Raw genomic sequence first — 20,006 nt, forward strand, 5'->3', positions numbered from 1 at the left:
AGCGGTCGCGGATGTCCGTGCGGCGGTCAGCCAAAGACGCCGCTCAATCCGGCGTACACGCCGAACCCCGCAGTGACGAGGATGACCGCGCCGACGATCCAGGCATAGGCGCCGCGGAGGCGATAAGGCTCCGGGAGCGCCTTGTGAGCGAGCAGGAACAGGAATCCGAGCACCACCGGCAAGAGCAGGGCGTTCATGACCTCGACCGCGACGTTCAATGTTACAAGATTGATCCCTGAGCCAACCACGATCGCGCCAAGGATCAGACCGGCGCTGAACGTGCCGTAGAACCACGGCGCATCGCGCGGATGGTGTTCCAGTGAGCGGCGGTAGCCCGTGACCTCACCGAGGCCCCAGGCGGCGGCGAGCATGACTACCAGGGTGGCGACCAGCGCCGCGCCGCTCATACCCACGGCGAACACCGCACGGCCGGCGTCGGCCCCCAGATAAGGGGTCAGTGCCGCCGCGATCTGTTGCACGGTGTCGAGCGCAGCGTCGGGCCGCACACGACCGATGGTTGCGGCCGCGGCGATGAGGACCGCTGCCATGATGACCTGAGTGACCACGGCGCCGATGGCCGTGTCCAGACGCGCGGCGCGTAGCTGCTCGGGGCCCAACCCCTTGTCCACGACCGCCGATTGCTGATAGAAGACCATCCACGGCATGATTACCGCGCCGATATTAGCGGCGGCGAGATACAGATACTGCGGATCGCCCAACGGAAGATGCGTTATGCCGTCCACCAGCCGAGCAGCCTCGGGATGCGCGCGCCAAGCGACCCATAGGAAAGCAAATTCGAAGAGGCCAAGGAGGATCGCGATACGTTCCACCGAATGATATGAACCGGTCCACACCACCGTCAGGATAAGGGCGAGGGTCAGCAGCATGGTGAGCCAGGTCGGGATCCCATAGAGCAGACCCACCCCCGCCATGCCGCTCAGTTCTGAGATCAGGGCTCCCAGGCAGGCCAGTACCAGGGTCGAGACCGACAGCCATGCCCAACCACGCCCGAACCGTTCCTGGATGAGTTCTCCGTGCCCGCGGCCGCTGACCAACCCGAGGCGCACGGTGAGCTCCTGTACCACATAGAGGACCGGGATTAGTAAGACCTGAAGCAACAAGAGCCGGTAGCCCCAGCGCGCACCACTTTGTGCGGCCGTGATCACGCTGCCGGCATCGGTATCGGCGAGCATGACGACCAAGCCGGGGCCGGCCACTAACAGGAACATCCGCCACCGCGGGAGGGCACCTCGCAGGCGCGGCGAAGAAAGGTCCACTTAATGGTTCCTTACGACGGATACGAACGATTCGCATTACTGTTAATATAAATGGAGGCATGATTCCATTCAAGCGCCCGGTACGATCGGCGAGCGTTCGGCCAGAGGGATGTCACCGGACATCCGGTTAGGACCGCCTCACCCCGCTGGCCCCGACCACACCCCAACGTCACCGGGGGCCAAGGTCTACCCTACAGGTGCCTCGAACGCCGGAGCACCGGCAGGACTGCGCAACCCCGGCCGTGGACGGAAGCTGGCGAATCGGGTGTTGTCGGCGCCGTGGGCCGCGCACCGCGCACTACGCGGCGGCGGGTCGCTTGCCCGGTCTGCCAGGCGCTTCGGCGGATGTACCGCGTGCGAGAGTTCGCGCGATCGGGCCGGCGCGTCGACGTTCCCGGGCACGGCAGCCGCAGAAAAGGAAATCTGTCCTTATCTCGACGGTCCGCTACGCGTTTCATGCCCTGCGGTTCGTGCGGTGGAACCCCGGTGGGGCGGGGTAACCGAGCTAGTTGTTGCCTGGCGCATCGGTGCCGGCCCGGGGCATGAGTCCTTCCGCCGCGTGTCCGGGTGCCGGTGTGGCGCCGCGCTCTGGGATGAGGACGATGGCCACGCGATTGTAGCGGCTCGCGACCCGGTTCCATTCGCCCGCGGTCTGCGCCGCCTGCTGCTCGGCACTGTTGTCCTGTGGAGCGGTGTCTTTGGCGACCGCGGCCTGCACGCGTATCCCGCTGTTCTGGAGCAGCGGCGAGCCGGTGAGAAATGCCGCGAATCCCAGGGATTCATCCCCGGCAAGGTCTGGCGAGTGTGCGCGGGCGTAGCCAATCTCGTCGCAGGCTGAGACCGGCGTCGCGTCCGGTGCCAGCCGCAACGTGCCGTCTGCGGCGCGCGCCAGACAGAAGCGGGCGAAGTGTACGTTGAGCCTGATAGTGCCCTGGAATCCGGAGGCGGCCAGACGTGCGACCAGGATACGGAGTATTCTTACCTGCGGGTCTCCCAGGGCGACTTGATCGTAGCCGAAGGTAGTGTCGCGGTTCAGGGCCCATTGGAGCGCGTCGAGCAGCAGACCCTGGCGTCGGCGCGCATCCATCTCATCCTGTGTGGCGGCCTGGGCAAGCCGGGTGTCATCCCGGTTGCGCAGGTGAATGTCCCGCGCGTGCAGCGTCGCCAACGCGGCGCCCGTGTTGCGCAGGTTGGCCTCGGTATCGGTGTAGAGGTTGTACAGCCAGTAGCTGGTGATGATCAACAGGGCGCTTACGATCAACAGGATCAGGGCGCCGAATCCGCTGCGCGCCTGACCACACCCCGCGGATGGCGCTGCGGTGGTCGGCGTATCTCGACCTTGACGGGCGGTCTCCTGGGCCAACGCCCGGCATTGTGATTGGATGTCGTGGCGCAAGGCAGAGATCTGCAGGCCGATGGATTCCTGCAGGCGCGCCAAGTGGGTACCCAGCGCGAGGGATCGGGCGGCGCTGCGGCCAATCTCCTCCAGGGTTTCCGCGGGTAACGCGGCGGCGGGCGTCGGGGTCCGCGCCGGCGGCACCGCAACCGGCGCGGACCCCGGCGGGCTTGCCGCGTCGTCGCCGGCGGGCTCGCGGCGCTCCGGTACCAAGTTCAGGGTACGCAGGATCCGGAACAGTTCCGAAGGTTTCACTTCCTTCGGCAGTACGTCCAGCGCACCGAGGGCACGGGCCTGACCCACATACACTTCCCCGCTCTTGGAGGTGTACATGACCACCGGTACCGTGGCCAGCTCCGGATCCGCCTTGATGAGTCGCACCGTCTCCAGCCCGCTTATCCCCGGCATCATATGGTCCATGAAGACCACGTCGGGGCGGCGGTTGCGCAGGTAGTCCAGGGCATCCTCGCCGGACTCCGCTTCGTCCACGGCCAGTCCATGGACTTCGACCATCCGGCGCAGCGCGGAGCGGGCCGCCTTGGAGTCGTCCACGATCAGCGCATGCTTGCCCGGCATAGTGTTGGCTCCGGTATCCGAGGACGATGACGGGGACGGTGTTCCACAAAGACTCGGCTATCCCCCGCTGTGGTCAGCAAATATCGTGCCACCATCCCGATGGCGTCTGGTCATGGCGCGGTATCCATGGCAGCGCGGTTCCCGGTCCCGAATGGCGTGACGGGGCCCGGCGCGTCCGCGGCCCAAGCGCCGGAAAACAGGCGCGACTAGAGATCCACTGGAAGGTAAAAGAACACGAACCGCCCGTTCTCTACATCCACCTTGAGAGTGGCGCCGTGGTACAAGCCGTAGTCCACATACCCGGGTACTGCGCCTGCTTGGTGGCACTCGCTGACATGTTGCGGCGACTCGAAGTCGCGGTCGCGGTCATACCAGGACAACATCATAAACGATCCAAGCCGGGTGCCGGCCTCGGCATCGGCCAGGGCCATGGCTGCGCGGTACTCCGCCACGGGTGGGTCGGGATGGAGCTCCGCCACGGTCAGCTGAGAGAAGTTCCGGGGAGCGGGCGTCGGGCACTGGGCCCCTTTCGGGGCGTCCGGGACGGTCCGCACGGGCGCGCCGGAAAGCGGCTTGGAATCATCGTTCATAAAGAGCGCCTCTCAATGCATTCCGCTGCAGGCGGTGGCGGGAGGGTCGGTTCATGGACATCCAAGTGTAAAATACTACCCAAGGCGCTGGTTCGAGCCCGCGTTGCTCCGGAACGCCGCCGACCACTTCTGCAGTGCGCCAGGGATTGCACGGAGGAATCCGACCGGCTCGCTGGGCGGCGACTCTCACTACCCTTAGGGCCCTACATGAACGACACTAGACCAGCCACTGCACAAGATAATAGATGAATTGACCTTCCGAGGACTTGGAAGGGCCCAGCACCTGGGCGGCATAGCGGTGTGCGCCGGGGTCCGCGTCGCGTAGCGCCGCCTCCCGGGACTCCACTACCTCCACGCAGCCCGCTGCAAAGCGCTTGCGGTCCTGCCGGGGCCGGTACACGACCGCGTAGCGTACCTCGGAGACGTTGGTTTCCGGATCGGGCGGTACCAGACCGCGCATGATGATTCCTCCGAGGCCGGGGCGGTCTTGCTGCGGAACGGGCCCGGCGGTTCGTCCCCGGCGCTACCGGGGTGCGGCACGGGCCGCCGCTCAGTAGTGGAGGAGCGAGTGGACCGGATACCCGGGCAGCTTGCCGCGTCCCGACAGGAAATCCAGTTCAACCACGAAGGCGCAGGCTGCGATCTTTGCGCCGAGCTTCTCGATCAGCGCGCAGCTGGCCGCCGCGGTGCCGCCGGTGGCGAGCACATCATCCACTACCAGGACCCGATCATCGCGGCCGAGGGCATCCACATGCACCTCCAGGCTTTCGGAGCCGTACTCCAGATCATAGGAGATGCTGTGGACGTCGTAGGGCAGCTTCCCGGGCTTGCGCAGCGGAACGAACCCGACTCCCAGTTCCCAGGCCGCCAGAGCACCGAAGATGAACCCACGGGCCTCCATGCCAACCACCGCTGTTAGCGCGTCGCCGAAAAACGGATGCACCAGTTCGTGCACCGCGAGGCGCAGGGCCGCCGGGTCCCGTACCAGTGGCGTGATGTCCCGATAGATCACCCCCGGCTTGGGAAAGTCCGGGATGTCGCGAATCTTCGACCGCAGCCGTTCCAACGCCTGTCTCCTTTGGATTTCTCAGCGTACCCCGGGCGCGGACCGACCAGCGCCACATGATCTTGCAGCATACCAGCGAAGCGCCGCGGGCTCGATCCCCGGACGCTGGTCGCACGGGGTGCCGCGGAACCGGCCGTGGGATGCGCTGAAGGGCGCGGGTATCATCGCGCGTTTCCGGTGCCGCGCTGGCGCCCGGGGACTGGCACTTCCTGCTCCGGGCGCAGCCGGGCCGTGAAGTAGGCGTCCGCGGTCTCGATCTCCACGGGCATGCCGGCGTCGTCCACCAGGGCTTGCTCGAAATCGTTCCACCCCCGCAAGCCGGTCTTCAGGGAACAAACCTTTTCGTAGCCCAGGAGCCGGAGTGTGTAGGCGGCGAGCACGCTACGCAGACCCGAGCGGCAGATTACGACGATCTCCTGATCGCGGGCCGCAGCCAGCTCGGGGACCGTGTCCTCGTAGCCGTACTCGCAGGCGGCTTCCAGGATGCCGCGCGGCACGTTCCGGGATCCGGCGATGCGCATCTGGGCGAACTCGTCGGGCTCGCGCACATCGAGCAGCAGCGGCGCGTCGCCATCTGCGAGCCGATCACACAGATCCCAGGGCAGGACCTCGCGTACCGCGCCGCGGCACTTTTCCACCAGATCGGTAAAACGCTGCATTTGGGGTTACCCGGCGCTCGGTTCCGAGGCATTGTAGCCGCTAGCGGCCGTCGGGGTAAAACGCAACGCCAGCCGGTCTCAGGTGCCCTTCGGCGCGGGGTGTCCTTCCAGCAGATCCTGGAACTGCGTGGGGATTTCGCCCCCCTCGACCAAATTGGCCAGCAGGCGGCCGCCCACGGCGGCCGGCGCAAACACCAGGTCGGCGCGCGCGAGCTTGAGGCGGCGGATGGAGCGCACCGTGCCGGCTACCGCCAACACCTGGACCGCGGGATTGAGGTCCTTGGACGCCAGGGAGATGAAGGCGTTTTCACCGTCGTCTTCGCGTGCGGCGATCACCAGCCGTGCGTGCGCAATGCCCGCCTCCTGGAGCACCGGGTCCTCACTGGCGTCACCCTTCACCACTGGCTGGTCCGCGAGCGGGGCCTCCTCGTCGGCTGTCACCACCTGCACGAAGCGGATGCCGCGGGCGGCCAGTTCGCGGGCGGTGTTGCGCGCAATCGCCCCCGCGCCGAGCAGGATCACGTGGTCCTTCAGGTTCATCTTGCGTTCCTCCGGGGTGAAGATCCGCGCCAGCTCTCCGGAAATGGCCGGACCCAAGGTGGAGACCACGGCGGTGGCGAAGATACTCAGGCCGATCACCAGTAGTGATACGACGAACATGCGCGCCTCGGTAGTCACCGGCACGATATCGCCGTAGCCCACCGTCGACAGCGTGACCACCGTGAAGTAGAAGCCGGCGGTGAGATCGCGGATCGGGGGCCGGAACCCGGTTCCGAGCAGCAGGCTGCCGAAGCTCCCGTAGGCGAACACGCTCAGCACGCTGATCAGGGTGATCAGCACGCTGCCGAGCGCGGTGTGGCGCCGGAAATGGTGGCGCAGGAATGTCAGTGCGAGCAGCCACAGCGCCGGCAGGCTCACGGCCAGCGTACCCTGCGCGCGGAAGGCGTTCACGCCCGTGGTGATCGCCACCAGCAGCATTGCGAATGCCCACGCCGCGCGCAGCCGCCACAGCAGGCCGATACCGACCAGGACCAGTCCCGCACCGAGGATGACCTCGGTGGTGTTGCCAAGGGCGGCGAGCGGGCTGGCGACGTTGGCGAGGGCCTGAATCTCGCTCGGTAGTGGCAGCTGGTGATGTAGACCGCGCAGCACGTTGAACAGCCCGCTCGCCGCGAGCGCGGCGGCCAGCGGCACCTGGGGCCAGAGGGCGCGCAACGCCGTGAGCAGGCGGCGGCGCCGGGAGCGGAGATCGGCCATGGAGCCCGAGTCGCGGGTGGTCACGTGCGGCCGGCTCCAGCGGCAGGGAAACGTGGGCGCGGCATACGCGTCATATGCAACGCCGCGGCATGCGCGGATCGTGCGGATTCCAAGCGCCGGGGGACGGCCGCGCCACGGCGTTTATCGGTATGGCGCGCCATCCGCCGACGTGGGCGCCGTCGTGCATTTGATCTAACGCGTGCATCCGTAGCGGGTGCCACCCTGTCGCCATGCGGTCCGGCAGTTCCCCGGGCAAGAAGACCTCCTTCACATCGCGGCGGCGGCGGTCCGGCAGGGGGTTGGAAAGGCGCTCCGTGGCCGGTGCCAATTTGCGGCGGCGCGGCCCCACAGCTTGCCCCATTTTCCCAACCCTTGGGTGTCCGGAAGATGATGCGTCCCACCTCTGCAGCCTCCGCAAGCGGCGTCTCCATGGCCTGCGAGCGGTCGTTGCAGCGCGCGACGCGACCTTGCCCATGATTCCACGCATAGCGCATTGTAGCCACTCCTGGAGCACCCGGGAACTGCGGCTGCAGCTCAGTCGACGCTGGGGTTGGGACAAGTTCCTGCGCTTGGGGTCGCGGTGGATCAGTCGAACCCGCACCGCAACGCAACGATCCGGTCGGCGTCGGAACGCCAGGACCGCGGCCGGTGGAATTCGTGGGGTCCGGCCGGTTGACCGGGCCCGGTGCCGCGCGGCGATGCCCCCATTTTCCAGGGCGGACGTGCGAGAACGCGACCTGGCCCCACGGGTGGTTGCGCAAACCGGTATGATTTGTCACGCAGCCTTGCCCCTCCCTACAATGTCGCGCCGGATAGCGAGACCGATATGCTCATTACACTGCGTGACGTGCACGTCCAGTTTACCCAGGATCCGGTTCTGGACCGGGTCAGCCTCACCATCGAGGAGGGGGAACGGGTCTGCCTGGTCGGGCGCAACGGCGCCGGGAAGTCTACCCTGATGCGGGTGCTCGCCGGCGGGATTCAGCCGGACCAGGGGGAGATCGACCGCCGCGCTACCCTGCGCGTCGCCCAACTGGAGCAGGATATCCCGCCGGATCTCGTCGGGTCGGTCTACGATGTGGTCATCCGCGGCTTGGGGGATAGCGGCCGTCTGCTCCTGGACCACGACCACGCCGCCCATGCCGGCGCCGATCCTACGCGTCTGGCCGAACTCCAACACGCCTTGGAGGCCGCGGGGGCCTGGGGCGCGAAGGTCCGCGTGGATACGGTTCTCTCGCGTATGCAGCTCGATCCGGAGGCCGAGTTCGCGCAGCTCTCCGGTGGTCTCAAGCGCCGTGTGCTGCTCGCCCAGGCGGTGGTCAGCGAACCCGACCTGCTGCTCCTCGACGAGCCCACCAATCACCTGGATATCGAAGGGGTGACGTGGCTGGAAAATCTGCTGCTCCAGTCCGCGGCGGCGCTGGTATTCATCAGTCATGACCGGGCGTTCTTGGATCGAATCGCCACCCGTATTGTGGAGGTGGACCGCGGCCGGCTCTACAGCTGGCCCGGACGCTACGCGGAGTACCGCCGGCGCAAACAGGCCGCCCTTGAGGTGGAACGCAACGCGAACCGGGAATTCGACAAGCGCCTCGCTGAAGAAGAGGACTGGATTCGCCAAGGCGTCAAGGCGCGGACCACGCGGAACATGGGCCGCGTGCGCGCCTTGGAACAGATGCGGGAGCAGGCGGACGAGCGGCGCAACTACCAGGGCCGCGCGCAGCTCAAGGCCCATTTCGGCGCAGCGAGCAGCCGGCGCGTGGTCGAGGCGCACCGCGTCACCGCGAGCATCGCCGGACAGACGGTGCTGCGGGATTTCAGCCTGCGGATCCCGCGTGGACAGGTGCTGGGCGTGATGGGGCCGAACGGTTGCGGCAAGACCACCTTGTTGCGGGTGCTGCTGGGCGACCACGCGCCGGATAGCGGGAGTATCCGCTATGGCGAGAACCTGCAGATCGCCTACTTTGACCAAAATCGCCGCCAGTTGAACCTGGAACAGGACGCCGCCTGGAACGTGGCGGAAGGCGCTGACCGCATCGATTTTGAAGGTCACAACCTGCACGTGCTCGGGTATCTGCGCGCCTTTCTGTTTACCGCCGACCGGGCGCGGACCGCGGTCCGGCTGCTCTCGGGTGGAGAGCGCAACCGCCTGTTGTTGGCGCGGCTATTCGCCCATCCGTCGAACGTGCTGATCCTGGATGAGCCGACCAACGACCTGGATATGGAGACCCTGGAGTTGCTGGAGGACCTGGTGCATGGGTATCCGGGGACCGTCATCCTCGTGTCCCATGACCGGGCCTTCGTGAACGGCGTTGTGGACGGGCTCCTGGTGCATGAGGGGGCGGCGGGATTCCGCTACTACGTGGGCAACTACGATGACTGGCGCCGGCAGCGCCAGGACGGCCCTCAGGGGCTCGCGCCGCAGCCTTCCGCCCCGCGGAGCGTCGCGCCCAAACCCGCCCACCGGCCACTGGCCCGGAAACTCAGCTACCGCGACCAGCGCGAACTGGACGGGTTGCCCCAGGAACTCGAGGAACTGGAGGCGCAGATCGAGGGCCGCTACGAGGCCATGAACCAGTCGACCTTCCACCGGCAGGCCCTGGAGGACATCAAGGTTGCTCAGGAAGACTTGGCGGGACTCAAGCAGAGGCTGGAGGAACGCTATGCCCGCTGGGAAGCGCTCGAAGCGCTCCGGGATGAATTGCAGCGGGGCGGCGGGGACTGAATCCGCTGCATAGGATGCCCGGTCCGGTCCACCGCGTAGCGCTGCGGGGCGAAGATCGGGCGTCGTGTCGGTGCGCTGGAATTCCCGCGTGTTGCCCCACCACTGGTAGGGCCCCACGGAAGTCTGGTGAGCGCGCCCCTGACACCGGCGGCTTATCCGGGCGCGTCGGGCCTCCGCGTGGCGTTCGTGTTACGCGCGAGCGCTGCCCACGGGGGGCTACGGAGCGGCGTTGCGCAACTTCTGGAGATAGGCGCTGGAGGCCTGGGTGCTGGCCAGAGAGGCGGCGACATCGATCAAGTGTGCGCTGGCCTCGGCCACGCGCCCCCGCTCGAGTCGCAGATCATAGGTCAATACCGAGGCGCAGCGCGCGGGATCGCGGGCGGTCCGCTTCAGGTCCCCGTCCAGCGGTTGCCACGGACTCTTGAATCCGCGCAGGAGCTGGTAGACCCGGGTGTCCAGACAGTCCATGCCCTGGGCGGGGATCAGCCAGCGGTAGGCGGCGGCATCGGCACCCTCGGATTGCCAAGCGGGGCGGCCGTATTTGCTGATCAGCGACGACCGGAATTCCGCCAGCGTAGGGGCCCGGCGGGACTGATACTGGATGTCGCTGAAGACGCTCATCGCCTCGTTACTGGTGGGTGGCGTTGCGAATGCAATGCCCAGATCGTCCGTGATCTCCGTGGCGGTGGCGTTGGGCAGCAGGGCGATGAGGGTGTCCACGTAGGGGTGTGGGTCGCCAGGGAATTGCGCGTGGCCGGCACGGATTCGCAGCGCCCTGTGGAGGGTCTGGATGGCCCGGATGGCCTGCGTCGGAGACATACCCAGCTGGATACCCGCCAGATCCACCGGGCCGGCCGCCCGGGCCGCTGGGGCGAAGGCGACGATCAGAAAAACTGCGGCCAAGCTGCGCATGATACGCCCCTGTTTGTTCCACCGGCGGTTCCGGTACGGCTACTCCTTCGGTGTATCGTTGGGTCTACCGGATAGCTCAAGTCAACGCCGGATCGGCGTTGCTGTCAATGGTGGGGCGTGTAACGGGTCCCGCGGCCGCTGCCGCGCGATCGGCGATGCGGCAAGTCAGCACGGCGCGCGCGATACCGGCGTGTTCGCGTAATGCCCCTTAGGTACCGCCGAATACCGCCGCCTGCGGTGCCCGTGGGTGCCGTGTGTCCCAGCGGCGCGCCGGGGATGGGGGTATACTGTGCCGTCAGGGCTTGCACGTTGGGAATCCGGTACACGGCCCGCGCCCTACGCCCCACCAAGGGGCTCGCCCGTTCGCTCTTGGCGTGCCGCTTTCCCCTGATTCATCGTGACGACGCTGGGAATGTGTGCTGGTCGCGCCGCCGCGCGCCGGCCGGGAGGAGGATGGTCCATGGACACGGCCGTGTCGCATCCGACGGACTCGGGCATGGAATACCGTTGGTGGTATGGGCGCCGGAGTCTGGCGGCCCTGCTGATCCTCCTCATGGGGGTCTTCAACAATGCAAACGCCGGCGCCGAGACCGCGCAGCTGGCGCTGTACGGCCAGGCGCGGGCACGTCTCGCGGCCGGGGACTTGGCGGGGTTCCAGCAGTTGGAGACCAAGCTGCGATCATTTCCCCTCTATCCCTACCTGCAGTATGCCGCCATCCAGCGGGATTTCACGACGGTACCGGACCAGACCGTGGAGCAGTTCCTGTCCCGGTATCCGCAACTTCCGATTACGCCGCTGCTGCGCACGGCGTGGTTGCGCCAACTCGGCCGCCGGCAGGATTGGAGCACGCTGCTGGCCGATTACCGCGGCGAACAAGACGTGGTGGTCCGCTGTTTTCTGGCCCAGGCCCAAGCCGCTACGGGACACAAGGATGAGGCCCTGGCCCAGGCCAAGAGTTTGTGGCGGGTCGGTTATGCCCAGCCAGCCAGTTGCGACGCGACCTTCGAACTGCTCGCGAATAACGGGGCACTCACGCCGGATCTGGTCCGGCAACGGTTGCTGCTCATGCTGGGCGCGGGCCACGTGCGGCTCGCGGACTATCTGATCGCTCAGCTCCCGGGCCCGGAACAGCCGGTCGCCAGCGCCTGGGTCACGGTCTACCGTGACCCAGGGCGCAGCCTGACTTTCCCGCCCGCCGCGCTGGGGGAGCCGGCTCAGGCCCAGCAGGCCCTGGAGGCGGCGTTCACGCATGCCGCCACCCAGGACCCAGCGGCGGCCCATGTCCTATGGGGAAAAGTGGCGGCCCGCTACGGCGTCGATGCCGAGGTCCGCGCCCGGGTCGACGGTAGCATCGCCCTGTACGCGGCCTACGATGAGCTGCCACAGGCGGAACGCTGGCTGGCCCGGTTGCCGCCCGCCTCCACCAACGACATCGTGCGCGCGTGGCGGGTGCGCAATGCCCTGCGGGCCGGCGACTGGCGCACGGTGGTAAAGGCCATCGCCGTCATGCCTCAAGCGCAACGGGATCAGGATGCATGGTGCTACTGGGATGCCCGGGCGCTGGACGCGTTGGGCAACGGCAAGCAGGCTCGGGCGCGCTTCCGCCAGTGCGCCCGCCGGTTCAGCTATTACGGTTTTCTGGCCGCCGACGCCATCGGCGCGCCCTATTACTGGGGTGATGCCATTCCATCCCCTGATCCAGCCCGGCAAGCCAAGGTTCGGAACGAACCCGGCGCGGTACGGGCGCTGTTGCTGCATCGGGCGGATCAGCCGGCAGACGCGCAACGCGAGTGGCGCGCGCTGGTCCGGGGGGGGCTGGATGACCGAGCACAACTCGCTGCGGCGCGGGTCGCCGCAGCGGCGCACTGGCCTTGGGCCGCCATGTACGCTGCGGCGAGCGCCGGGGTGCGCAACGCTTCCGGGCTCATATTTCCGCTCGGGTATCTGCAGGAAGTCAGGACGAGCTCAGCGCGTAGTGGTATCCCGGCGCCCTGGCTGCTCGCCATGATCCGTCGCGAGAGCGCCTTCAAACCGGGAGTGTGTTCCCACGCCGGCGCCTGCGGGTTGATGCAACTCATCCCCGGGACCGCCCAGTCGCTCTACCGCCGCATCGAGGGGCAGGATGCGGCGCCGTTGGAGACCCTCAGCGAGCCGGGTCAGAACATTGCCCTGGGAAGCCGCTATCTGGGCGAACTCAAGGACCGTTTCGGCAGCTTGGTGATCGCGGGTGCCGCTTACAACGCCGGTCCGGCGCGCGTGGCTACCTGGGTGGTCGGTGGTCCCGCGCCCGGTAGCGCGCGCTGGATTGAGACCCTGCCCTACGGAGAGACGCGCGAGTATCTGCAGGCGGTGCTCTTCAACAAGGTCGTGTATGAACTTCGGCTCACCGGCGACACTAGCCGGATTACCACGATACTGCATGAAAACGTCTATGCATCCTCCGCGCCAAGCCGACCGGTGTTACGCGACTGAGCGCAGGCGCTGCGGCGTTCGGCTGCTCCCGGATCATAGCGCGTGCTCAGGCGTACTTGCGAACCTCCCGACGCTGGGCTACCACGCGGGTCGGTTTCAGGCGCGGGCAAAACGCGGTGTAGTCCATCGCTTGAGCCAACTGGGCGAACAACAGCAAATCAGTGAACAGTCCGGGGTGGGTCTTGGCTACCGAACGACCGATCCGCACACACGTGCGGTCCGGGCATGCCCGGCACTCCAACACCTGGGGATGACCGTTGCTGCGTGGCTGGGTGTAGGCGCCAGCCATGTCGGTCAGACGTTCCGCCCAGTCTTCAGGATCGATTCGATTTCCGTCCGGCGTATGACCGGTCAGTACCAGGAATGGGGGTTCGACGTCGCGGGCGTCCTCCGGATCATCGGGGTGTTCCGTGCCGTTTATCACGGGGAGGGCCCTCGGGCCGCATCCCGAACCGGTTTCGGCCAACCATGATAGTGCTTTCACTGCAGCTCTCCAGATCAGGACCGGTGTACCGTGCCCCGTTTTCCAGAACGACCCGGTATCTCTGCAAGCGCGAGCCCGGGTGGCGTGCGGGGAACACAGAGGGCGCGGCCGGCGTCCGCGGGGACACCCAGGATCCGGCCGCGCCCAACGCGACCGCTTGCCAACTGTCCGTGACCGGAGGAGGGTCCATGTAACCGGCGATATGCGCCACGTACCGGGTCCGGACACTGGATACCTAGCATCAGCCGTGCCAGTTCCCCGCGCGTATCTGGATGGCTGCAGAAACAGTGAGTTGAAATTTCATGTAGGGATGGCGGGGTCTGAGCGTCTGCACTGCATTGGCGCCGGCGCCGGAGATGGGATCCACGCCGGTGCGACTGGCGTGCGTTTCGCGCCGGCGTTCGTGCTATGGAGATATCCGCATCGTACCCGCGCGGGAGCGATACCCTCGCAGGTAGTGGCACTGGATAGGGTAACCGATGGTGATCCGGGCGCTGGAAGGTCGCGCGGGGTGACCCGCGCAACGATACGCGTCATGCGCTACCGGTTCAGGCGATCCGTCCGGCGGCGATCCGGGCAGCCTTGTCGAGGGCCGTCATCGCCCGGGCGATAACGGCCGCTCCTTGGCGGCCGCCGTCGGCGGCCCCCTCCACCACCAAGCGCGCGCTCGCGCACAGACGCAATGCGCTGACCGCGACGCCGTCCCGCGTACCGCAGCCCACCGGCTGGCCGAGTTGGCAGCGCAGGCTTGATTGCACGTCCACCCCGGTGTCGGAGCGGGCGGAATGGGACAGCAGCCGGAAGACGGCAGCGCTCTCGGTGTGGCTCAAGGGCCGGCGGTGGCCACCGTGGGAGGGACGGCAGAGCAGGAAGGGAAAGATGGTCTGGATGTGATCCCAGCCCGTGCCGCCGGCAAGCAGGCCGCGTTCGAGGGGTCCCACCGGCACGGGCATGAATACGGGGTCGGTATCCAGACGTGTGCGAACCGCGTCGGCGAACCGCGCCAGGAATTCCCTCACCGCCGCATCCGGCAACGCGCGGAAGGCGTGCAGTTGCGTGAGGGCCGCCTCCCACCGCAGCAGCAGGCCGAAGTTCGTCGCAGCGGGAAGGTGCTCCGCCGCGTTCCAGTGTGGTGGCAGATCGCCCCGTACCAGCCGCAGCGGATGATCCGCCGCCGGGAGTTGCGCAGCCAGCCGCCGGGCGGCGTCGCGGGGAACCAGCAGGGCCCCGGCGAAGGAGGGCCCAGTGATGAATTTCGAGCCGGTCAGCGCCACCAGGAATCCCCGGTCCAGGTAGGCCCGCAACGTCGCGGGTGCCAGCCGGAACTGGCAGCCGTCGACAAGGACCTGCACGGCCTGCGGTAGCCGCCCATGCAGGGCCGCGACGCACGCGGGGCTGGGCGCGACGAGTCCGGTCTTGGAGACGTCGACCATCACCACCAGTACCCGCCGGCCGGTGGCGATCGCCGCGGTGGCGAGATCTTCGACTTCGGTGTCGACGGCCGCCGCCGGCCGCGGCACACCGTCGGCGTCGCGCAGGCGGATGGTGGCGACGGTGGCGGCGCCCGTGCCGGTGGCCATGGCGGCGGCAACGCCGCGGCCGGTCTCGCACGGGTCCACCATGATGATCAGGGTACGGGCATCCGCCAGCCATTGTCCCGCGACCGCGTGGAGGTCAGTCCCCGATGGCGCCAGCATCACCTCCGGTGCCGCAGGTCCTTCCAGTCCGCAAAGCTGGAGCAGTTCGCGGCGGACACGCCCCGTTTCCCGCGCATAGACTGCGTCGGGGGATGCGTGGCGCAGCTCCGCCGCCAGGGTGGTGCGCAGTGTGTCCGCTGCCGCGTAGGCCGCCTCGGAGATCACCGACGCCGTCGAGGAGCCGAACGCCGCGAGGGTCGGATCGGGGCGTACTCCACAGCCGTAGCGGTTGACCTCTCTCCCGGGGACCAGGGCGATGCGGGTGTCGCCGCCGCCGACTAACAGTTGTTCGGTGGGCGGCAGGGAGGCTGCGCAATGGACGTTGCGCAGCCCCGAGGTCGCGGAGCGGAGCCGGTGGGGGGTAGCGGGGACGGTGCCGTTCATTTCGGTCGGTGCCGTTTCTTGGCCAGCAGGGCGCGGAACGCGTCGAAGACCTTGCGCATCTGCGGCTGCTTGTAGGGGAACAGGTCCACCGGATCCAGGGCGTGTACCACCATGGCGGTGTCGACCTCAAAGATCAGCAGGCGACCGTCCGGGGTCTCTGCGCAGTCGATGCCCAGGTAATCGAGGCGTGCCCGCGCGGCAATCGCGCGCAGGGCGGCATCATGGCGGACCGCGAACTCTTGATCGAAGCCCTCCATGAAACGGGCCTCCTCGGCGCGTTTTTCCGCGCTCTCCGTCATGCCGGCATTCGCATAGTGGACCATCCAGTGATCGGATATGGCCATGTGGCAGATATAGGGCCGGTCGTCGATCAGCACGATGCGATACTTGCGGTACTGGCCGTCGTCGCTGCGATAGTCGATGAAGGGGGTTACGAAGAACGTCATCGCGTTGTTGGCAGCGAGGTATTCCACCAACGCCTCGGGATCGGCCAGGCGCACCAGACCATGCCCGGCGTGAGATCCAACCGGGCGCACAAGGGCCGGGAATCCGCCGACTTCGAGGATGTCGGCCAAGGGCAGGGCCCCACTGGCGACGCGTTCCAGCGTGTGGCGTTCCACACGCACGGACTGAGGCAGCACGAGGCCGGGGGCGTTGCGCAGTAACTCGCAGGCCCCGTCCCGGGACAGATTGGCGATGGCGGCCGACGAATTTATCATCGGCCGCGGCCAGGCCTTGAGCAGGACCTCCAGTGCGTCCAGCAGGGGCTGGCTCGCGTCCGACTCGCCCACCGCCACGAACAGCACGTCGTGGTCTGGAACCGAGGGTGGCAGTGGCGCGTCCGCTGTCACATAGAGCAGGTCCAGATCGACATCGGAATCCTCGATGAGAAATTCCAGGGGTGTGTTCGCCATCAGGTCGCCGGGCGCCAGCAAGGCCAGCAAGCGCAGGGCCGCGGGTTGCTGTGCGGCCGCCATGTGGTAGAGCCGCTGCATCCCCAGGGCTTGGCCCTGCATGGATAAGGCGATATCGCGTTGGCCGGTAAACTGCAAGACCGTGGACAAATCCAGCAGGGTTTCGGCATGCTCCGGATGGTCAGCGGCGCGTCGGAGCAACTGCTGGCCCAGTGCCGGGAGACCGTCGCCCGCGAGGGCCATGCGCATTAGGGCCGCAATGCCGATCAGTGGTTCACGGTCGTCGGTGGCTTGCGCGACGGAGAGAGGGTTTGTCATGAGGTTTTCCTGCGTGCGTCGGTGTCGGTGAATGTCGCCCCGAGCGTGACGGTCGCGTCGAGCAGGGCATCGATGTCGGCGGTGTTGGTGCGATGGTTGACGATGGCGGTGCGGATCGCGAGCTTGCCGCCGATGGTGGTGGTGGAGGGGGCCGCGACCCCGGAAGCCTGCAACTGGGCTACGATGTCCGCGTTCACGCGGTTGGCATCCGTGCTGCGGTAGCGGAAGCACACGATATTCAGGGATACCGGCGCCAGGAGTTCCAGCTCCGGGATTGCCGCGATGCGCTCCGCCAGGTAGCGGGCCAGCACGCAGGTGCCAGAGATCACTTCACCGATCCGGTTGGCGCCATAGACCTTGAGGGTGAACCACGCCTTGAGGGCGCGGAAACCGCGCGACAGGTCGGGGCCGAAGTCGCAGGGCCACGGGGACCCGCCCGCCAACCCGCGCGCCTCGCGGCGTAGATAGGTGGTGGGCGCGGCGAAGGTGGCTTGGTGCAGGGCCGCGTCGCGCACCAGCACCAGACCCGCGTCGTAGGGTACCTGCCCCCACTTGTGGAAATCGAAGGCGAGGGAGTCGGCCCGTTCGATGCCCGCCAGTCGCGGCGCGATGTCCGGCGCCAGCATGCCGAGTGCGCCGTAGGCGCCGTCCACGTGGAACCAGATATGTTCCCGGGCGGCGATCGCGGCGATCGCGCCGAGGTCGTCGATGGCCCCGGTGTCCACGGTGCCGGCGGTCCCGGCGACGAAGAAGGGGTGCAGCCCGGCGCCGCGGTCCACCGTGATGGCGTGTTCCAGGGCTGCGATGTCCATGCGCTGTTCGGCATCGGTGGGGATAGTGCGCAGCGCATCGGTGCCGAGACCAGCCAGGTCCATGGCCTGGGCGACGCAGCCATGGGCAGCAGCGGAGGTATAGGCGGTGAGCCGCGCGTGGCCAGTGCCGCGGCGGCGCACATCCGGTCCGAGCGCGGCAGTGCGGGCCACCAGCAGCCCGATGAAGTTGGCCATGGAAGTCCCGGTGACGAACAGGCCGCTGGCAGTATCCGGAAAGCCGAACAGTTCCCGCATCCACTGGACCACTTGGCGCTCGACCTCGATGGGGATCTGGTCGCGCCCACCGAGATTCGCATTCAGTCCCGCTGCCAGCATCTCCGCCAGCAGGCCCACCGGCGTACCGCCGCCGTGGACCCAGCCCATGAAGCCCGGATGGGCGTTGCCCACGGCGTAGGGGAGAATGTGCTCCATGAAGGTGGCGTGGGCGGCGTCCAGGTCACCCGGCTCCCGGGGCAGGGGCGTCCGAAAGCCGTCGCGTACTGCCTGGGGGATGGGTTGCCAGACCGGCCGGCGACGGATGTCTTCCAGGTAGTAGAGGATATCGTCCAGCATGTGGTGGCCCTGGGCGCGGAAGGCCTGCCAGTCCGTTGGATCGAGCGAGTTGTCCCCCGTCACGGGTTCTCCCCTGGGTTGCTGCCAGTACCACGGCGGCCGGTGCCGTACCGTGAAAGGTAGCGGCTCGCGCCCGCCATCCACGAAGGGTTGGGGGCAAAAAACGGGCGTGGGTGCCCTATGCGTCAAAAATCAGCCACACGCACTTTGGAGAAGCAAGACCCGTGCCGCAGGTGCTGAAGACCGTACGGAGGTAGGGCAAAACGTGGCAGCGGCGCCCCCCATGGCCGGTTGCGCGGCATTTTCGGACCCGGTCCGGAATCCCGCTGCCGCACCCGGCTGCGGTTCCCGCACCGAGTGAGACATCGGGCCGGTGTTGCAGACCGCAAAAGCGTAGGGGACCGTTTCGCGGTGCCCGCGTTTGCCACCGCCTGGAGGCTGCAAGACGCAAGCGCCCGCTCATCGTGAGGTGGGAGCCGCCAAGTCAGGGTATAAAAGTAAGCGCCAGACCCTTATTTGCTCAATCGCCGTCGAATGGATGACGGATCGGCGTGGTGCGGTGTGCTGCACGTACATACTGCGCCGGCCAGGATACGTCGTGACCGCCCAGTTGGTCAGCGGCATGCAACGGCCAATACGGGTCACGCAGGAATTCCCGCGCCATCAGGATCAGATCGGCCTGACCGGTATGCAGGATGTGTTCGGCCTGTGTCGGATGCGTGATCATGCCGACGGTGGCGCTGGCGATGCCGGCCTCACGCCGTACGCGCTCGGCAAATGGCGCCTGGTATCCCGGCCCGACTGGAATCGCGGCGTTCGCCACAGTGCCTCCGGACGATACGTCGATCACGTCCACGCCGAGCGTCTTCAGGCGGCGTGCCAGTTCCACGGTCTCATCCGCGTTCCAGCCAGCTTCGGCCCAGTCGGTTGCCGACAGCCGCACGAACAACGGCAGGTCCTGCGGCCAGGTATCGCGTACCGCCGTGGTCACCTCCAGCAACAGGCGGATGCGGTTGTCGAAGCTGCCGCCGTAGCCATCGCGACGCTGATTGGAGAGCGGCGAGAGGAATTGATGCAGCAGGTAACCATGCGCCGCGTGCACCTCAGCGACCTGGAAACCGGCTCGCAGCGCGCGTTCCGCGGCACGCACGAAGGCCTGTATGACCTTGCTGATCCCCCCGTCATCGAGCGCGTTGGGAATCGTGTGTTGCGGATCAAACGCTAGCGCCGACGGTGCCACCGGGATCCAGCCGCCCTCGCCGACGGATGCCGATCCGTGCTTGCCGGACCAGGGCGTCCAGGTGCTGGCCTTGCGTCCGGCATGGGCCAACTGGATGCCCGCCGCCGCGCCCTGCGAGGCGATGAAACGGCTGATCCTGCGCAATGGCTCGATATGTTCGTCGGACCAGATCCCCAGATCTTCCGCGGTGATCCGGCCTTCCGGCAGCACCGCGCTCGCCTCGGTCATCACTAGCCCCGCGCCGCCCACGGCACGGCTGCCCAGATGGACCAGGTGCCAGTCATTGGCCAGCCCGTCCGTGGAAGAATATTGGCACATCGGCGACACCACGATGCGGTTGGGTAACGTCAGCTTGCGCAGGGTCAGGGGCTCGAAAAGCCGGCTCATGGCATAAACTCCTTGGATATTTGTAGATCCTTATTCATGATGAAAAAAGCCCCGCGCAGATTTTGTCCATCGTCGCGACGCGGGTGACTTCATCTGGGTGCCCGTGCTACGTAGCGTTACATGCGACGGGCCCGGCGGAACACATCGTAAGATGTCCCGCTGCCGACGCGTAGCGCCTCCAGTTTATCCGTGCGAACGCTGTTTTGCTCAATGGTGTTCATCCCTACCACCTGTTCGTGACCGGCCTAGGGGTTATGTTTATCGCA

16 protein-coding genes are annotated in these 20,006 nt (G+C 67.1%); 2 read left to right on the forward strand and 14 right to left on the reverse strand.

All coding sequences use genetic code 11. The features are described 5' to 3' along the window. Nucleotides 1-26: 26 nt before the first annotated feature. The 8 genes from B7Z66_11065 to B7Z66_11100 all read right to left on the reverse strand — a co-directional run bounded on the left by B7Z66_11065 (nucleotide 27) and on the right by B7Z66_11100 (nucleotide 7,182). Nucleotides 27-1,193 carry an NRAMP family metal ion transporter gene (locus B7Z66_11065; GenBank protein OYV75880.1) on the reverse strand — a complete coding sequence of 389 codons (1,167 nt, stop codon included), beginning with the start codon at nucleotides 1,191-1,193 and terminating at the stop codon, nucleotides 27-29. Between the two features lie 589 nt (nucleotides 1,194-1,782). Further along, complete coding sequence (locus B7Z66_11070; GenBank protein ID OYV75854.1) at nucleotides 1,783-3,249, reverse strand: hypothetical protein; 1,467 nt, start codon at nucleotides 3,247-3,249, stop codon at nucleotides 1,783-1,785. 206 nt (nucleotides 3,250-3,455) lie between these two features. Continuing rightward, nucleotides 3,456-3,680: a hypothetical protein gene (locus tag B7Z66_11075; GenBank protein OYV75881.1), complete on the reverse strand. Its 225-nt coding sequence runs from the start codon at nucleotides 3,678-3,680 to the stop codon at nucleotides 3,456-3,458. A 376-nt stretch (nucleotides 3,681-4,056) separates the two neighbouring features. Beyond that, on the reverse strand, nucleotides 4,057-4,299 hold the full coding sequence (locus B7Z66_11080; protein OYV75855.1) for a hypothetical protein: 243 nt from the start codon (nucleotides 4,297-4,299) through the stop codon (nucleotides 4,057-4,059). Nucleotides 4,300-4,389: 90 nt separating this feature from the next. Then, nucleotides 4,390-4,905 carry an adenine phosphoribosyltransferase gene (locus B7Z66_11085; GenBank protein ID OYV75856.1) on the reverse strand — a complete coding sequence of 172 codons (516 nt, stop codon included), beginning with the start codon at nucleotides 4,903-4,905 and terminating at the stop codon, nucleotides 4,390-4,392. A 161-nt stretch (nucleotides 4,906-5,066) separates the two neighbouring features. Next, nucleotides 5,067-5,564, reverse strand: a complete 498-nt coding sequence (locus tag B7Z66_11090) for a sulfurtransferase (protein ID OYV75857.1) — start codon at nucleotides 5,562-5,564, stop codon at nucleotides 5,067-5,069. A gap of 78 nt (nucleotides 5,565-5,642) precedes the next feature. Beyond that, on the reverse strand, nucleotides 5,643-6,821 hold the full coding sequence (locus B7Z66_11095; GenBank protein OYV75858.1) for a hypothetical protein: 1,179 nt from the start codon (nucleotides 6,819-6,821) through the stop codon (nucleotides 5,643-5,645). A 70-nt stretch (nucleotides 6,822-6,891) separates the two neighbouring features. Beyond that, nucleotides 6,892-7,182: a hypothetical protein gene (locus tag B7Z66_11100; protein OYV75859.1), complete on the reverse strand. Its 291-nt coding sequence runs from the start codon at nucleotides 7,180-7,182 to the stop codon at nucleotides 6,892-6,894. A gap of 465 nt (nucleotides 7,183-7,647) precedes the next feature. Between B7Z66_11100 and B7Z66_11105 the strand changes: the two genes are divergently transcribed. Next, the gene (locus B7Z66_11105) at nucleotides 7,648-9,546 is read left to right on the forward strand and encodes an ABC transporter ATP-binding protein (GenBank protein OYV75860.1); all 1,899 of its coding nucleotides are present in this window, start codon (nucleotides 7,648-7,650) and stop codon (nucleotides 9,544-9,546) included. 216 nt (nucleotides 9,547-9,762) lie between these two features. Here B7Z66_11105 and B7Z66_11110 read toward each other — a convergent pair whose 3' ends face one another. After that, the gene (locus B7Z66_11110) at nucleotides 9,763-10,458 is read right to left on the reverse strand and encodes a hypothetical protein (GenBank protein OYV75861.1); all 696 of its coding nucleotides are present in this window, start codon (nucleotides 10,456-10,458) and stop codon (nucleotides 9,763-9,765) included. 412 nt (nucleotides 10,459-10,870) lie between these two features. Between B7Z66_11110 and B7Z66_11115 the strand changes: the two genes are divergently transcribed. Beyond that, nucleotides 10,871-12,931, forward strand: coding sequence for a hypothetical protein (locus B7Z66_11115; GenBank protein ID OYV75862.1), 2,061 nt, complete (start codon nucleotides 10,871-10,873; stop codon nucleotides 12,929-12,931). Nucleotides 12,932-12,977: 46 nt separating this feature from the next. Here the strand turns inward: B7Z66_11115 and B7Z66_11120 are convergent, their stop codons facing one another. The 5 genes from B7Z66_11120 to B7Z66_11140 all read right to left on the reverse strand — a co-directional run bounded on the left by B7Z66_11120 (nucleotide 12,978) and on the right by B7Z66_11140 (nucleotide 19,740). Further along, nucleotides 12,978-13,355 carry a hypothetical protein gene (locus B7Z66_11120; protein ID OYV75863.1) on the reverse strand — a complete coding sequence of 126 codons (378 nt, stop codon included), beginning with the start codon at nucleotides 13,353-13,355 and terminating at the stop codon, nucleotides 12,978-12,980. A gap of 608 nt (nucleotides 13,356-13,963) precedes the next feature. Continuing rightward, the gene (locus tag B7Z66_11125; GenBank protein OYV75864.1) at nucleotides 13,964-15,496 is read right to left on the reverse strand and encodes a hypothetical protein; all 1,533 of its coding nucleotides are present in this window, start codon (nucleotides 15,494-15,496) and stop codon (nucleotides 13,964-13,966) included. Next, the gene (locus B7Z66_11130; GenBank protein ID OYV75865.1) at nucleotides 15,493-16,728 is read right to left on the reverse strand and encodes a glutathione synthase; all 1,236 of its coding nucleotides are present in this window, start codon (nucleotides 16,726-16,728) and stop codon (nucleotides 15,493-15,495) included. Before B7Z66_11130 ends, B7Z66_11125 begins: the two co-directional genes overlap by 4 nt. Next, nucleotides 16,725-18,113, reverse strand: coding sequence for a cytochrome D ubiquinol oxidase subunit I (locus tag B7Z66_11135; GenBank protein OYV75882.1), 1,389 nt, complete (start codon nucleotides 18,111-18,113; stop codon nucleotides 16,725-16,727). The genes B7Z66_11130 and B7Z66_11135 overlap by 4 nt, the downstream gene beginning before the upstream one ends. A 520-nt stretch (nucleotides 18,114-18,633) precedes the next feature. Beyond that, on the reverse strand, nucleotides 18,634-19,740 hold the full coding sequence (locus B7Z66_11140; GenBank protein ID OYV75866.1) for an oxidoreductase: 1,107 nt from the start codon (nucleotides 19,738-19,740) through the stop codon (nucleotides 18,634-18,636). Between the last annotated feature and the right edge of the window lie 266 nt (nucleotides 19,741-20,006).

This window comes from Chromatiales bacterium 21-64-14 (assembly GCA_002255365.1).
Lineage (GTDB): Bacteria > Pseudomonadota > Gammaproteobacteria > 21-64-14 > 21-64-14 > 21-64-14.

Coding starts and splice junctions, on each gene's coding strand:
- B7Z66_11065 (OYV75880.1), bottom strand. CDS start 1,193: ATGCTCGCCGATACCGATGCCGGCAGCGTGATCACGGCCGCACAAAGT.
- B7Z66_11070 (OYV75854.1), bottom strand. CDS start 3,249: ATGCCGGGCAAGCATGCGCTGATCGTGGACGACTCCAAGGCGGCCCGC.
- B7Z66_11075 (OYV75881.1), bottom strand. CDS start 3,680: ATGGCCCTGGCCGATGCCGAGGCCGGCACCCGGCTTGGATCGTTTATG.
- B7Z66_11080 (OYV75855.1), bottom strand. CDS start 4,299: ATGCGCGGTCTGGTACCGCCCGATCCGGAAACCAACGTCTCCGAGGTA.
- B7Z66_11090 (OYV75857.1), bottom strand. CDS start 5,564: ATGCAGCGTTTTACCGATCTGGTGGAAAAGTGCCGCGGCGCGGTACGC.
- B7Z66_11095 (OYV75858.1), bottom strand. CDS start 6,821: ATGGCCGATCTCCGCTCCCGGCGCCGCCGCCTGCTCACGGCGTTGCGC.
- B7Z66_11100 (OYV75859.1), bottom strand. CDS start 7,182: ATGGGGCAAGCTGTGGGGCCGCGCCGCCGCAAATTGGCACCGGCCACG.
- B7Z66_11105 (OYV75860.1), top strand. CDS start 7,648: ATGCTCATTACACTGCGTGACGTGCACGTCCAGTTTACCCAGGATCCG.
- B7Z66_11110 (OYV75861.1), bottom strand. CDS start 10,458: ATGCGCAGCTTGGCCGCAGTTTTTCTGATCGTCGCCTTCGCCCCAGCG.
- B7Z66_11115 (OYV75862.1), top strand. CDS start 10,871: ATGTGTGCTGGTCGCGCCGCCGCGCGCCGGCCGGGAGGAGGATGGTCC.
- B7Z66_11125 (OYV75864.1), bottom strand. CDS start 15,496: ATGAACGGCACCGTCCCCGCTACCCCCCACCGGCTCCGCTCCGCGACC.
- B7Z66_11130 (OYV75865.1), bottom strand. CDS start 16,728: ATGACAAACCCTCTCTCCGTCGCGCAAGCCACCGACGACCGTGAACCA.
- B7Z66_11135 (OYV75882.1), bottom strand. CDS start 18,113: ATGCTGGACGATATCCTCTACTACCTGGAAGACATCCGTCGCCGGCCG.
- B7Z66_11140 (OYV75866.1), bottom strand. CDS start 19,740: ATGAGCCGGCTTTTCGAGCCCCTGACCCTGCGCAAGCTGACGTTACCC.